Below are 13,656 nucleotides of genomic sequence, written 5' to 3' on the forward strand. Positions count from 1 at the left end.
TGCGTCGAAGGTAATCTCTACAGACTGCATATTTAATACTATGGCTAAGCACGTGTATAAAGTTTGAAAGGAATAGAAATGCACCAAGGCATCATGAAAGCCTGGCTCGAATCATCTCACTTAAGTGGTGCAAATTCGACCTACGTAGAAGAGATGTATGAAGCCTATCAAGAAGACCCACAGTCAGTCGCTGATGATTGGCGTGCGGTATTTGATAATCTCCCTCCTGTGAACGGTGCCTCTGTTGATGCGCCTGAAGCTGCTCACTCAAAAGTACGTGATTATTTTCGCAGTTTAGCGTTAGAAGGTCGCCATAAGAGCTCAGCTCGTGTGACGGATCCTGAAATGGATGCTAAGCAAGTTAAAGTCCTGCAATTAATTAACGCCCATCGTTTCCGTGGTCACCAAGGTGCTAATCTTGATCCCCTCGAACTGTGGAAACGTGAACCCGTAGCTGATTTAGATCCTGCTTTCCACGGCTTGACTAAAGAAGACATGGAACGTGAGTTTAATACAGGTTCTTTTGCTCATGGTGGCGAAACCATGAAGCTCGCGGATTTGGTAAAAGCGCTGAAAGCCACCTACTGTGGTTCTATCGGTGCTGAATATATGCACATTACCGATACCGATGAGAAACGCTGGATCCAACAACGTCTCGAACCTTCCTTAGGTAAAGCTAACTACGATAAAAGTGTTAAGACACGCATTCTTGAAGGCCTTAACGCCGCAGAAGGTATTGAAAAATACTTAGGTGCTAAATTCCCTGGTGCGAAACGTTTCTCGTTAGAAGGCGGTGATGCGTTAGTGCCTATGATGCGCGAAATTATTTATCGTGCAGGTGAAGCCGGTACTAAAGAAATCGTCGTCGGTATGGCTCACCGTGGTCGTCTGAACGTGTTGGTGAACGTATTAGGTAAGCGTCCAGCTGAACTGTTTGACGAGTTCGCGGGTAAGCATGCTGATACCCACGGTTCTGGTGATGTTAAGTACCACCAAGGTTTCTCCTCTGATTTTGAAACGCCGGGCGGCAATGTGCATTTAGCACTGGCCTTCAACCCATCGCACCTTGAAATCGTTAACCCTGTGGTCATTGGTTCTGTACGTGCCCGTCAAGACCGTCGCGGTTGTAAGGATGGCTTACAAGTCATGCCTATTACTATTCACGGTGACTCTGCAATTGCGGGTCAAGGGATAGTACAAGAGACATTCAACATGTCTCAAACCCGTGGCTTTAAAGTCGGCGGCAGTATTCGCATCGTAGTGAACAACCAAGTGGGTTTCACGACGTCTAACCATGCGGACACTCGTTCGACTGAATACTGTACTGACATCGCTAAGATGGTTCAGGCACCGATTTTCCACGTTAACTCTGATGATCCCGAAGCCGTTGCTTTTGTGTCGCAGTTAGCCGTTGATTATCGTAACGAGTTCAAACGTGATGTGGTGGTTGAATTGGTGTGTTATCGCCGTCATGGCCATAACGAAGCCGATGAGCCAAGTGCAACTCAGCCGCTGATGTATGCCAAGATCAAGAAACACCCAACGCCACGTAAGATTTATGCAGACAAGCTAATCGCTGAAAACGTGATCGCTGCTGATGATGTGACTGGTCTTATCAATAATTACCGTGATGCATTAGATCAAGGTGATTGTGTAGTTAAAGAATGGCGCCCAATGACGCTGCATTCTGTTGACTGGACTCCGTATATCGGTCGTGAGTGGGACGAAGCGTATCAAGCCTCTATGTCGGCTGAGCGTTTACAAAGTCTGGCTGACAAACTGAGCTATGTACCTGAAAGTCATCCATTGCAATCACGGGTTGCTAAGATTTATAGCGACCGTTTAGCGATGGCAAAAGGCGAGAAGCCACTCGATTGGGGTTTTGCAGAAACGCTGGCTTATGCCTCAATTCTGGAAGACAACAAACGTGTACGTATTACGGGTCAGGATTCTGGCCGCGGTACTTTCTTCCATCGTCATGCTGTATTGCACAATCAAAACGATGGCACGACTTACATGCCACTGCGCAATATTGCTGATGAACAAGGCCCAATTGATATTACTGACTCAGTATTATCTGAAGCCTCAGTACTGGCGTTTGAGTATGGTTATGCCACAGCAGAACCCGGCGGATTGACTATTTGGGAAGCGCAGTTTGGTGACTTTGCTAACTGTGCCCAAGTGGTAATCGATCAGTTCTTGTCATCGGGTGAGCAGAAGTGGGGCCGTTTATGTGGTCTGACTATGCTGTTACCCCATGGCTATGAAGGTCAAGGCCCTGAGCATTCAAGCGCCCGTTTAGAGCGTTTCTTGCAGATGTGTGCTAACCACAATATGCAAGTGTGTGTGCCTTCAACACCTGCACAGGTCTACCATATGTTGCGCCGCCAAGTGGTGCGTCCTATGCGTCGTCCACTTATCGTCATGTCGCCTAAGTCATTACTACGTCATCCATTAGCGGTTTCAAGCTTGGAAGAATTAGCCAATGGCAGTTTCCAAAATGTGATCGGTGAAATCGATACGTTGGAAGCAAGCAAGGTTGACCGAGTTGTCTTCTGCAGTGGTAAGGTTTACTTCGAACTGCTGGAAAAACGTCGTAAAGAAAATATCACTAACGTAGCGTTAATCCGTGTCGAACAGTTATATCCGTTCCCACATGATGAAATGATCGTTGCTTTGGCTGATTACCAACATGTGAAAGATTTTGTTTGGTGTCAGGAAGAGCCACAGAACCAAGGTGCTTGGTACTCTAGTCAACACCATTTCTGGGCCGCGGTTCCTGCAGGTGCACAGTTAACTTATGCTGGTCGTGAAGCGTCAGCTGCACCAGCGTGTGGTTACCCTGAGTTGCACACACATCAGCAAGAATCTTTAGTGAACAGTGCCCTGAAACTTACAATCACACTGTAGTAATAGACATTTTATAAAAGGATAGTTTTTCATGAGTATCGAAATCAAGGTACCCGTACTACCAGAATCTGTTGCCGATGCCACGATTGCCACTTGGCATGTGAAAGTGGGCGAGCAAGTTTCTCGTGATCAAAACCTGGTTGATATTGAAACCGATAAAGTGGTTCTTGAAGTGGTTGCGCCAGAAGATGGCCATATTGGCGAGTTTTTGTTTGAAGAAGGCGCCACTGTTCTGGGTGAACAAGTGATCGCTAAATTCATCGCCGGTGCTGTATCGGGCAAAGAAGTCACTAAAGCGCAAGCTGAAGCGGCAACGCCAGCAGCTGAAACCAGCGATGAAAGCAGTGATGCGTTAAGCCCATCTGTACGCCGTTTACTGGCTGAGCACAATGTTGATGCCAACAAAGTAAAAGGCACTGGTGTGGGTGGTCGTATTACTAAAGAAGACGTTGAAGCCTTCGTTAAGTCTACCCCTAAAGCTGCGGCGCCAGCAGCACCTGCTGTAGCTCCGTTAGCGGCTGGCCGTAGCGAGAAGCGCGTGCCAATGACACGTCTGCGTAAGACAATCGCAAACCGCTTGTTAGAAGCGAAAAACTCTACCGCTATGCTCACGACGTTTAACGAAGTGAACATGAAGCCCATCATGGATATCCGTAAGCAATACCAAGATATCTTTGAAAAGCGCCACGGTATCCGTTTAGGCTTTATGTCTTTCTACATCAAAGCCGTGACTGAAGCGCTGAAACGTTTCCCAGAAGTCAACGCGTCTATTGATGGCGATGATATCGTCTATCACAACTACTTCGACATCAGCATTGCAGTATCAACACCACGTGGTCTGGTAACACCAGTGTTACGTGACACAGATACCATGAACTTAGCTGAAATCGAAAAAGCAGTTCGTGACTTAGCCCTTAAAGGCCGTGACGGTAAGCTGACTGTGGCTGACATGACTGGCGGTAACTTCACTGTGACTAACGGTGGTGTTTTCGGTTCACTGATGTCTACACCGATCCTTAACCTGCCACAAAGTGCGATTTTAGGCATGCATGCCATTAAAGATCGCCCAATGGCAGTCAATGGTCAGGTTGAAATCCTGCCCATGATGTACCTAGCACTCTCATATGACCATCGTATTGTTGATGGCCGTGAGTCTGTTGGTTTCTTGGTTGCGATTAAAGACTTCCTAGAAGACCCAACTCGTCTGCTGCTTGATCTGTAACACAACTCGATAAGAGATTGCGCTTAAAGAAATAGCCAGACATACCCTCGTGACTGGCCCAAACGGGCCAGTTGGATTTGATTAGAAGTATACGGATAGATCATCATGAATTTGCATGAGTATCAGGCAAAATCCTTATTTGCCGAATATGGTTTACCAGTGTCAGAAGGTTTTGCATGTGATACAGCCCAAGAAGCTGTAGAAGCGGCAGGCCATATTGGCGGAAATTTATGGGTTGTTAAGTGTCAAGTACACGCAGGCGGCCGCGGTAAAGCAGGTGGCGTTAAAGTCACTGGCGATAAAGAAGAAATCAGAGCCTTTGCCGAACACTGGTTAGGCAAAAATCTGGTGACTTATCAAACTGATGAGAAAGGCCAGCCAGTTGCTAAAATTTTAGTAGAAAGCTGTACCGACATCGCTAACGAACTGTACTTAGGTGCCGTTGTTGACCGCGCGACTCGTCGTGTTGTGTTCATGGCGTCGACTGAAGGTGGTGTTGAAATTGAGAAAGTGGCAGAAGAAACGCCAGAACTCATCCACACTGCAATCATAGATCCTTTGACTGGCCCACAAGGTTATCAAGCACGTGATCTTGGCTTCAAGTTAGGTTTAAACCCAACTCAAATGAAGCAGTTCACTAAGATTTTCATGGGTCTGGCGACTATGTTCGTTGATCATGATTTCGCATTGCTTGAAATCAACCCACTGGTTATTACCACTGAAGGCAACCTACACTGCCTAGACGGTAAAATCGGTATCGACGGTAACGCACTTTATCGTCAACCAAAAATCAAAGGCATGCACGATCCATCACAGGATGATGCCCGCGAAGCTCACGCTGCTAAGTTCGAGCTGAACTACGTTGCATTAGACGGTAACGTTGGCTGTATGGTGAACGGTGCAGGTCTGGCGATGGGTACTATGGATATCGTTAACTTGCACGGTGGCAAGCCAGCGAACTTCTTAGACGTAGGCGGCGGCGCGACGAAAGAACGTGTAGCAGAAGCATTCAAAATCATTCTGTCTGACAGCAATGTGAAAGCGGTTCTGGTTAACATTTTCGGCGGTATCGTACGTTGTGACATGATCGCAGAAGGTATTATCGGCGCAGTTAAAGAAGTGGGCGTTAAAGTACCTGTTGTGGTTCGTTTAGAAGGTACTAACGCTGAACTTGGCCGTGAAGTATTAGCTAAATCAGGTCTAGATATCATTGCAGCTACCAGTCTAACTGACGCGGCTGAGCAAGTAGTTAAAGCTGCGGAGGGCAAATAATGTCTGTCTTAATCAATAAAGATACCAAGGTAATTTGCCAAGGTTTCACTGGCGGTCAAGGTACATTCCACTCACAACAAGCTATCGATTACGGTACGCAAATGGTGGGCGGTGTGTCTCCTGGTAAAGGTGGTCAAACTCACTTAGGTCTGCCAGTGTTTAACACTGTGAAAGACGCTGTGGCTGCGACTGGTGCAACTGCTTCTGTGATCTATGTACCGGCTCCTTTCTGTAAGGATGCCATTCTTGAAGCTATCGACGGTGGCATCGAGCTTATCGTTTGTATCACTGAAGGCATTCCTACACTGGACATGCTGCAAGTTAAAGTGAAGCTTGAAGAAACTGGCGTTCGCATGATCGGCCCTAACTGCCCAGGTGTGATCACCCCAGGTGAATGTAAGATTGGCATTATGCCAGGTCACATCCACTTAAAAGGCAAAGTGGGTATCGTTTCTCGTTCAGGTACTCTGACTTATGAAGCGGTTAAGCAAACAACGGATGAAGGTTTTGGCCAATCTACTTGCGTAGGTATTGGTGGTGACCCAATTCCAGGTACTAGCTTCATTGATGTACTGGAAATGTTCCAAAACGATCCACAGACTGAAGCGATCGTTATGATCGGTGAAATTGGTGGTAACGCTGAGGAAGATGCGGCGGCTTTCATTAAAGCACACGTGACTAAGCCTGTTGTGTCTTATATTGCGGGTGTAACTGCACCTGCTGGTAAGCGTATGGGCCATGCTGGCGCGATTATCGCTGGCGGTAAAGGTACTGCAGAAGACAAATTTGCTGCATTAGAAGCAGCGGGCGTGACAACTGTCCGCTCGCTTGCTGATATCGGCAAAGCGCTGCGTACTCGTACAGGTTGGTAAGCTAACCTTTCGAATATAAAAGGCGCCTAAGGCGCCTTTTTTATTGGCGGTAATTTACGCCGCTAAGCGCAGTAAATCATAGGAATGGGATTGAGCTAACACCATGAAGACTAGATATTTTTGCTTCTACGGGTTAGATTGATGCTTCTCTACTACGCGCTCGTCTGTGTCATTGGCGAGGATAATGTGAGTAGAGCCATTAACCATGAGCTAAGTGCTTATGGCTTCAGTGCTGTTCTGCAAAAAATCTTGAACTCAAATTTATTTAACACGGTTGCAGTCTATCGTTGCGAGCGTATTTGTTTTATGGGGCTTATCGCATTGGGGGAGGGTAAGCAACAGAGTCGATGTTAGCCACAGTAACGGCTTAAACATCACATTTTTTTACGAGGGAAAAACTGTGAAAACACCTAAAATCATTATTTCGGAAATTGACTTAGAAAGACTAGAGCGATTATTGGAGTCACTGCCGGCAAATGCGTTTCCGGGCAAAGCGGCATTGGAGGCTGAATTAGACAGAGCCGATATTGTGCCTGCATCACAGGTGCCCGCGAATGTGGTGACCATGAATTCAGAAGTGAAGTTTAGCGTTTCATCCAGTAATGAGACTTTCTGTTTACGTTTAGTGTATCCAAAAGACGTGAACGGCGCGGGCACGATTTCTATTTTGGCGCCAGTGGGCAGCGCATTATTAGGGCTCTCTCAAGGTGATGAAATTGAATGGCCAGGTCCGGGTGGTTCTATGGTAAAAGTGCGTATTGAAGAAATCCTGTATCAGCCTGAACGCAGTGGTGATTTCCACCGTTAAGCTTGAGGTATTGGCGTAGTGTCGTTGACGTTACGCCAGTGCACTTTAAGCGAACCATTGGTTGATTTTTAAGTGCCATTTTTGAAGGAGCAAAGATGATAACCCAAACTGAACGGTTAATTATTCGACCATTTACTGAGCAAGATTGTGAAGCGCTTTATTTGATGAACAGTAATTCTGCGATGCTGAAATACATTCCCACCGCGGCATTTACAGCTCGCGAGCAGGCGGTTGAGTTGTTTCACAAAGTGATCCAAGTCGATTATCAGCAACATGGTTTTGGTCGTTGGGCGGTAGAGCATAAAGCCGATAAGCGGGTGATTGGTTTTTGTGGTCCGAAATTTATTCCAGAATTCAGTGAAGTCGAACTGGGTTATCGTTATTTCCCTGAGTATTGGGGAACAGGAATTGGTACTGAGGCCGCATTTGCTGCATTAGCCGAATTTAAACGTTTTGGCATTGATCAGACGATTGCACTTATCTTAGCAGGGAATCTCGGTTCTGAAGGCGTGGCTAAGCGTGTGGGCATGCATTGGCGTGAGCAAAATGAGTTTATGGGCCATAAAGTGAATATCTACGCCAAGGTGTTATAGCGGTTTGCCCGTAAACATCATCCAATAAAAAAACCAGCCTTAGGCTGGTTTTTTGCTTAATTCTTTATAAACACAATGACCGACTTAGGCGTCGTTATGCTCACAGGTATCGTTGGTGCAAGTGCCGTACAAATATAAGCTGTGATTAGTCAGCTTAATATTGTGTTTCATGGCAATTTCATCTTGACGACGTTCGATGACTTCATCTGAAAACTCAATCACTTTGCCACACGATAGGCAAACTAAGTGATCATGATGATGCTGAGTCGATAGTTCGAAAACGGCTTTACCGCTCTCAAAATGATGGCGACTGACAATACCTGCATCATCAAATTGGTTTAACACACGGTAGACGGTGGCTAGACCAATTTCTTCACCGATATCGAGCAGCTTCTTGTACAAATCTTCTGCACTGATATGTTGGTTTTCAGGTCCTTGCATCAGTTCTAGGATCTTGACTCGTGGCAGGGTAATTTTCAAACCCGCTTTTTTTAGCGCTTGATTTCCATCTGTCATTGCTAATCTCTTGATTGCAGAACCAATAGGTTCATCCGTGGATAGTGTTTGCCATTATAGGTGCTCAGGTTGAAAACTTAAACCTTTGTTCTGGCTTTCTAGGGCGATATGCAGATAAATTGTGTCAATAGGCGTTAAATCACAATATTTTGCGGCAATTCAAGCATAGTTTTTGTATGGTTATACCAAGGAATAATATTCACGGCTGCCAAAGTCAGTGAGAATAATTCAAATAAATAAAATAATAAGGAATCGGCATGTACCAGCAAATTGTGGTGTTAACCGGCGCAGGGATCTCTGCTGAGTCGGGTTTACGCACCTTTCGCGATCAAGATGGTCTGTGGGAAGAGCATCATATTGAAGACGTTGCTACACCAGAAGGTTATGAGCGTGATGCTGAATTGGTAGAGCGATTTTACAATAGTCGTTGGTTGCAACTGCACAGTGGCACGGTTGAACCCAATGCAGCGCATGTGGCCTTGGCAAAGTTGGAAGCGGACTTTAAAGGTCAATTACTTATCATCACACAAAATATTGATGATCTGCATGAGCGTGCGGGCTCGCGCCGCTTATTGCATATGCACGGTGAATTATCCAAAGGCCGTTGTCCGCGCTCACGTCAGACCTTTATTTTACGTGAGCCCTTTGGTGCCGATAATTGCTGTACTTGTTGTATTCCGGCTCAGCGATTACGCCCCCATGTGGTGTGGTTTGGTGAAATGCCCTTAGGGATGGATCGAATTCACGATGCGCTCGATAACTGCGACTTGTTTATTGCCATTGGCACCTCTGGCACTGTGTATCCTGCCGCTGGCTTTGTGGATACAGCTAACCATCATGGTGCTCAAACAGTAGAAGTGAATATGATGGCACCCGATAGACACAGTCAGTTTCAATATCACCTCACAGGAAAAGCGGGGGAGTTAGTGCCTCAGTTGGTTGATACCATTTTAGCGGGTCGAGTGATTGGCAGTGAGTCGAACACATGAGCGAAAAAGTTGCGATTATAATGCGTGGCTTACCGGGCAGTGGTAAGTCACATTGGGTTGAAGCTTACATTCTTTCCCTTCCTTTAGAAAAAGCCATTGGCGTGCGGCAACGTGGCGTATTTTCGACTGATAGTTTTTTCTACCATGAAGATGAATACCGTTTCGATGCCAAGAAATTACCTGAGTTTCATCAATGTAATTTGACGGGGTTTATTCAGGCACTTTCTTCAAGCGAGCCTGTGGTGATTTGTGATAATACCAATCTGTGCCACTGGGAATACATGGCCTATGAAGCGGCGGCAAAAGCCTTAGGTTATCAAGTTAGAATTGTGCTTGTGGGTGAACCAAGCAGTCTGGCTCATCAGCAGGAATGCGCGAAACGCAATCGCCACGGCGTTCCTTTGGCACAAATTCAGCGGATGGCGAAGGTATTTGAAGATTTTTAATTTCAGGTACTTACTTATGTTGAGTGTTGTGGTCTGTAGCAATCAATTTTAAGTATGGGTCCCGCAGTGTTTTCGTCCTGTCATAAGTCTGTTGTACTCTGTTTCAACGTTCTGCTTTGTCTATGTGTATGGCTCGTACATTCGCCTTGTTTATTTGACTGTGCACTTTAAGCTTGATCCCAAAGACAGTTTATCCACATAAGTCTGCGTATAATGCGCTAACTTGTGTGGCATTGAAGGGTCAATGCAAGATTGCTGCTGGCTTGATCGAGACCATTGAGCACAAGCGGACGTTTATCAGAGGAAAGAGCCATGCTCATTAAAATTTTACTAACAGTCTTAGTCATTGCTGGCGCTTGGTTTTTACTGGTGAAACGCAAGCGTCAGATTGAACCTCTGGCAGTTAATCTCAGTTCAAAGCGTTTTAGTGAACCGCTGTGGCGCCGATACCTGTTGACGGGTGTGTTTGTGGTGATTGGATTTAGCCTGCTGAGTTACAGTGTTTGGTATTGGCGCGATCAGCATAGAATTGTCACTGTGAGAATTGTGTCACCGAATGCCGACAATAACGGCGAGTATCGTGTGCGAAAAGGGGATATCTCAGACTCGAAAATGGTCACTATCGATGGCATCCATATTCGCTTTTCGACCCAAGAACGGTTGGCAATTATCGAAACCGACTAAGGCATATTTATTTTACTAAATAACCTTGCACGCCTTTTCATTACCAACTTATGCGGTAAACTAGCGACAATTTTTTAGCCTGCACTTAAGTGGAATCGTTAACTTAAGTTTTTTTTCAGGAGGACAAATGATTACTGCTTATGTCTATGATAATCGTCACCTTACTGTGACAGAGCTCGGCATACTGGACAGTATTCCCGCATCGACCATTTGGTTAGATCTGTATAAACCCGATGATGAGGAGCGAGAGTGGTTAAGTCATTTTTCTGTTGAAGAAGTGCCTGACGAAGAAGATATCAATGAAATTGAGGCCTCGGCACGTTTTTATCAAAACAGTGACGGCTTGCATATTAATTCGTTATTCCCACAGCGTGTCGGCCAAGATGTGCGCGGCGTTAACGTTTCCTTCAACCTTCGTAGCAATTTTTTACTGACAATTCGTGAAGAAGACGTAGGTCTTATCCGTTTACTGCGTAACTATTTGCGTTTAGGGCGGTTAGAAGTATCGACACCGCAGGAATTGTTTCTCGAATTATTTAATCTGAAAGTGGATTATCTATCTGACTTAATTGAAGACGTTTACACTGTACTTGAAAATGTCGGTGAGCAAGTGTTTGATAACGATGAACTTGACGATGTATTTAAGCTCATCACTCTGCAAGAAGACTCTAATGGTAAAATCCGATTAAGTTTGCTCGATACACAGCGTTCACTGCGTTATATGCAGCGTTATTATCGTGGCCAGTTATCCGATGAACATTTAAAGGACTTGCGGGAAATGTTGTCGGATATCGAGTCGCTGATGCCCCACAGTCAGTTTATTTTCGATAAGTTAAACTTTCTGCTCGATGCGGCTATGGGGTTCAGTGGTCTGCAGCAGAACAAAATCATCAAAATCTTCTCGGTTGCCGCTGTGGTATTTCTACCACCGACCTTGATTGCCAGTAGTTATGGGATGAACTTTGCCAGCATGCCTGAGCTTGAGTGGCAATACGGTTACCCTATGGCGATTGTGATGATGTTAGCCAGTGCCGCAGGTACTTACTTCTTCTTTAAACGTAAGCATTGGTTATAAGTCTGGCGCTAGCTGTGTTGATTTCTCGAATTAAAAATAAGGGTCGAATGCAATATTCGACCCTTATTGTTATCACTTTTATTTAATCATGTTCATTCAATGACTTTTATTCAATGAGTGAGACTCGATGACTTTGCTTAAATGAGTGCAGCTCGTTAGACATAATCGTTAAGCCAGTTTCTTAATCAACTACTTACGACTATCGCCGCCAAAGTAGTAACTCACTCGCTCGCGCGGATTTAGATACTCGTGGACTTTTTCAGGAAGCGCCGCAGGTGGTAAGCAGCGCACTATGCTGATCCCTTCAATTTCCAGATCAACGATAGGCGCCTGATCTTTGGGCACTAAGGCATCGTAAACTAATATTTTTGGACATAGCAGTTTAGTTAAGTTAACCGACATCACCATGGCATATTGACCGCTGGATAATTCCACCACACTGCCGGGGGGGTAAATGCCCAGCATCTTGATCATCTTGCCAATATACTCTTGATTTAGCTTAGTTTTGTATTGCTTATACAAATGCCCCAGTGCGGCGTAGGGCATTCTGGCTTTGCCCTGTTGGCTTGGGTAACACAAGGAGTCATATTCGTTCACTACCGCAATCAGTTGCGATACCTTATCGAGAGCCTCTTCCTTTAGGCCTTTGGGATAACCACTGCCATCGAGAAACTCGTGGTGATTGGTGATTGCAGGTAAGGCTGCTTGGGGAAAATTATCGGCTAATTTGAGCAGTTCAATCCCAAGTAATGGATGCTGTTTGATAAAATTAAGCTCTGGTGCTGACCAAGGTGTCGATTTTTTTAGAATTTGTGGTGGGATTTTTAATTTACCCACGTCGTGGAACAGGGCACTGAGACCGACCGTTTCGATTTCACTTCTATCCCATTCCATTTCTTTGGCGATCAGCATAGAGAGGATAGCAACATTCAAGGAGTGGTAGTAAATGCTTTCATCCTGCTTAGCATCACTCATTAAATGCAGCACTAAGTTATCTGAGTTGAGCAGCTGTTCGACTATGGTGTGGACCAAATCTTTGGCGTCATCGACCGCATTTAAGGGGCGATTACGTAGCTTAGAGATGAGGCTGCGCATCATGGCTACTGAGCGGGTAAAATTTTGCTCAGTTTTATTAATGTCACGGCGTAATTTTTTTTGCACTTCGATTTGCTCAGCCTTGTATTGATCCATGTCGTTTTTAAGCACATTGATTTCAGCACTTGGCGGCAATTTGATAGGGTTGACCGCATCAGCATGTATCGGGGCGACGTCGCTGCGTTCTAAATCGACGATGACATGTTCGATGCCCAGATTTTTAATCAACTCGATTTGCGCAGCTTGTTTAATATGAAAGCTACTGAATAAAAAGGGATGATCTTTCCAAGCCACGGGCAAACGCACAAAGTTGCCGACTTGAAGTTGATGGACTGAAACTTTACAGCTTTTTTTCATATTCTTGTTATCGTGAAGCGTTGTGGGTTATTTTATCTCAATGATGCTGCTTTACAATTACTTAACTAACATGTCAGCATAGTAAGCCTAGAAAGTAGCCACTCCATTGAGGAAGTATGGACTTTATTGAAGTATACCCTAATGCGTTGCCGAATGACTTGTGTGACCGTCTCATTCTGGCATTTGAGCAACATGCTGGCGTTGTTGATGGACACACGGGCAATGGCGTCGATTTGGAGAAGAAGATCAGCCGCGATTTGACCTTAGATAGTTTCGTCGACCTGCAGCCCATCAGAAACGAACTCTTAGGTTATACCTTAAAGGGCGCGGTAGATTATTTTACAAAGTATTCAATGGCATTAATGGGTGCGGTTGCTGTGTCAGTGAGTGATGAGCAGGGCCAACCAGTGACGCTAACTCCGACTAATTTTGCGACGCTGGGTGCGCCTAGGGCCGATGGCTTAGTGAAGTATTTGTATCGCAGTGGCAGTATTAATATTCAAAAGTATCAGCAAAATAAAGGCGGTTATCCCCATTGGCATTCGGAGCAATTCCCGCAGAATGGCCACAATGAAGCTCTGCATCGCGTCGTGCTCTATATGTTTTATTTAAATGATGTGGAAGAGGGCGGCGAAACCGAATTTTATTATCAACAGCGTAAAATCTCCCCCAAAAAAGGCACTATGGTGATAGCGCCTGCGGGATTTACTCATTCACATCGGGGAAATAAACCTGTGAGTGGTGACAAATATATTGCCACTTCTTGGATCATGTTTAATCGAGCCGAACAGTTATATGCGGTGATAGCATGATAATA

Annotated in this window: 13 protein-coding genes; 11 read left to right on the top strand and 2 right to left on the bottom strand. The window is 45.3% G+C overall.

Annotated features, from left to right (window positions below; all coding sequences use genetic code 11):
- Positions 1–78 precede the first annotated feature (78 nt).
- From sucA to L5M18_RS03660, 6 genes are all read left to right on the top strand, one after another.
- The gene (gene sucA / locus L5M18_RS03635) at positions 79–2,910 is read left to right on the top strand and encodes a 2-oxoglutarate dehydrogenase E1 component (RefSeq protein WP_263171970.1); all 2,832 of its coding nucleotides are present in this window, start codon (positions 79–81) and stop codon (positions 2,908–2,910) included.
- Between the two features lie 31 nt (positions 2,911–2,941).
- Entirely contained in the window at positions 2,942–4,132 is a 1,191-nt protein-coding gene (gene odhB, locus L5M18_RS03640) for a 2-oxoglutarate dehydrogenase complex dihydrolipoyllysine-residue succinyltransferase (protein ID WP_263195967.1), read from the top strand.
- Between the two features lie 105 nt (positions 4,133–4,237).
- Positions 4,238–5,404 (top strand): ADP-forming succinate--CoA ligase subunit beta, encoded by a 1,167-nt coding sequence (gene sucC, locus L5M18_RS03645; RefSeq protein WP_006081976.1) that lies wholly within the window; start codon positions 4,238–4,240, stop codon positions 5,402–5,404.
- Positions 5,404–6,276 (top strand): succinate--CoA ligase subunit alpha, encoded by an 873-nt coding sequence (gene sucD, locus L5M18_RS03650; RefSeq protein WP_263195968.1) that lies wholly within the window; start codon positions 5,404–5,406, stop codon positions 6,274–6,276. The genes sucC and sucD overlap by 1 nt, the downstream gene beginning before the upstream one ends.
- Before the next feature lie 400 nt (positions 6,277–6,676).
- Positions 6,677–7,084, top strand: coding sequence for a nucleoside diphosphate kinase regulator (rnk, locus tag L5M18_RS03655; protein WP_028759704.1), 408 nt, complete (start codon positions 6,677–6,679; stop codon positions 7,082–7,084).
- A gap of 95 nt (positions 7,085–7,179) precedes the next feature.
- On the top strand, positions 7,180–7,677 hold the full coding sequence (locus L5M18_RS03660) for a GNAT family N-acetyltransferase (protein WP_263195969.1): 498 nt from the start codon (positions 7,180–7,182) through the stop codon (positions 7,675–7,677).
- 84 nt (positions 7,678–7,761) lie between these two features.
- Here the strand turns inward: L5M18_RS03660 and fur are convergent, their stop codons facing one another.
- Positions 7,762–8,193: a ferric iron uptake transcriptional regulator gene (fur, locus tag L5M18_RS03665; RefSeq protein ID WP_028759706.1), complete on the bottom strand. Its 432-nt coding sequence runs from the start codon at positions 8,191–8,193 to the stop codon at positions 7,762–7,764.
- A gap of 257 nt (positions 8,194–8,450) precedes the next feature.
- On the opposite strand from fur, the gene cobB reads away from it, so the two are divergent.
- The 4 genes from cobB (at position 8,451) to corA (ending at position 11,387) form a co-directional block, all read left to right on the top strand.
- Positions 8,451–9,182 (top strand): Sir2 family NAD+-dependent deacetylase, encoded by a 732-nt coding sequence (cobB, locus tag L5M18_RS03670; RefSeq protein WP_028759707.1) that lies wholly within the window; start codon positions 8,451–8,453, stop codon positions 9,180–9,182.
- On the top strand, positions 9,179–9,628 hold the full coding sequence (locus L5M18_RS03675) for an ATP-binding protein (protein WP_263195970.1): 450 nt from the start codon (positions 9,179–9,181) through the stop codon (positions 9,626–9,628). The genes cobB and L5M18_RS03675 overlap by 4 nt, the downstream gene beginning before the upstream one ends.
- Before the next feature lie 312 nt (positions 9,629–9,940).
- Positions 9,941–10,312, top strand: a complete 372-nt coding sequence (locus tag L5M18_RS03680; protein ID WP_168825387.1) for a hypothetical protein — start codon at positions 9,941–9,943, stop codon at positions 10,310–10,312.
- A 127-nt stretch (positions 10,313–10,439) separates the two neighbouring features.
- On the top strand, positions 10,440–11,387 hold the full coding sequence (gene corA / locus L5M18_RS03685; RefSeq protein ID WP_105252689.1) for a magnesium/cobalt transporter CorA: 948 nt from the start codon (positions 10,440–10,442) through the stop codon (positions 11,385–11,387).
- 189 nt (positions 11,388–11,576) lie between these two features.
- On the opposite strand, the gene L5M18_RS03690 is transcribed toward corA, so the two are convergent.
- Positions 11,577–12,839 (bottom strand): HD-GYP domain-containing protein, encoded by a 1,263-nt coding sequence (locus L5M18_RS03690; protein ID WP_028759711.1) that lies wholly within the window; start codon positions 12,837–12,839, stop codon positions 11,577–11,579.
- Positions 12,840–12,955: 116 nt separating this feature from the next.
- Here L5M18_RS03690 and L5M18_RS03695 point away from each other — a divergent pair, with 116 nt between their 5' ends.
- The gene (locus L5M18_RS03695; RefSeq protein ID WP_131523317.1) at positions 12,956–13,651 is read left to right on the top strand and encodes a 2OG-Fe(II) oxygenase; all 696 of its coding nucleotides are present in this window, start codon (positions 12,956–12,958) and stop codon (positions 13,649–13,651) included.
- Positions 13,652–13,656: the final 5 nt, after the last annotated feature.

The organism is Shewanella sp. SM20 (genome assembly GCF_025654545.1).
Lineage (GTDB): Bacteria > Pseudomonadota > Gammaproteobacteria > Enterobacterales > Shewanellaceae > Shewanella > Shewanella oncorhynchi.

Bases quoted from the DNA above. Each gene is read 5' to 3' on its own strand.
- sucD (WP_263195968.1), top strand. From the start codon at position 5,404: ATGTCTGTCTTAATCAATAAAGATACCAAGGTAATTTGCCAAGGTTTC.
- odhB (WP_263195967.1), top strand. From the start codon at position 2,942: ATGAGTATCGAAATCAAGGTACCCGTACTACCAGAATCTGTTGCCGAT.
- L5M18_RS03690 (WP_028759711.1), bottom strand. From the start codon at position 12,839: ATGAAAAAAAGCTGTAAAGTTTCAGTCCATCAACTTCAAGTCGGCAAC.
- sucC (WP_006081976.1), top strand. From the start codon at position 4,238: ATGAATTTGCATGAGTATCAGGCAAAATCCTTATTTGCCGAATATGGT.
- fur (WP_028759706.1), bottom strand. From the start codon at position 8,193: ATGACAGATGGAAATCAAGCGCTAAAAAAAGCGGGTTTGAAAATTACC.
- cobB (WP_028759707.1), top strand. From the start codon at position 8,451: ATGTACCAGCAAATTGTGGTGTTAACCGGCGCAGGGATCTCTGCTGAG.
- L5M18_RS03675 (WP_263195970.1), top strand. From the start codon at position 9,179: ATGAGCGAAAAAGTTGCGATTATAATGCGTGGCTTACCGGGCAGTGGT.
- L5M18_RS03695 (WP_131523317.1), top strand. From the start codon at position 12,956: ATGGACTTTATTGAAGTATACCCTAATGCGTTGCCGAATGACTTGTGT.
- L5M18_RS03660 (WP_263195969.1), top strand. From the start codon at position 7,180: ATGATAACCCAAACTGAACGGTTAATTATTCGACCATTTACTGAGCAA.
- L5M18_RS03680 (WP_168825387.1), top strand. From the start codon at position 9,941: ATGCTCATTAAAATTTTACTAACAGTCTTAGTCATTGCTGGCGCTTGG.
- corA (WP_105252689.1), top strand. From the start codon at position 10,440: ATGATTACTGCTTATGTCTATGATAATCGTCACCTTACTGTGACAGAG.
- sucA (WP_263171970.1), top strand. From the start codon at position 79: ATGCACCAAGGCATCATGAAAGCCTGGCTCGAATCATCTCACTTAAGT.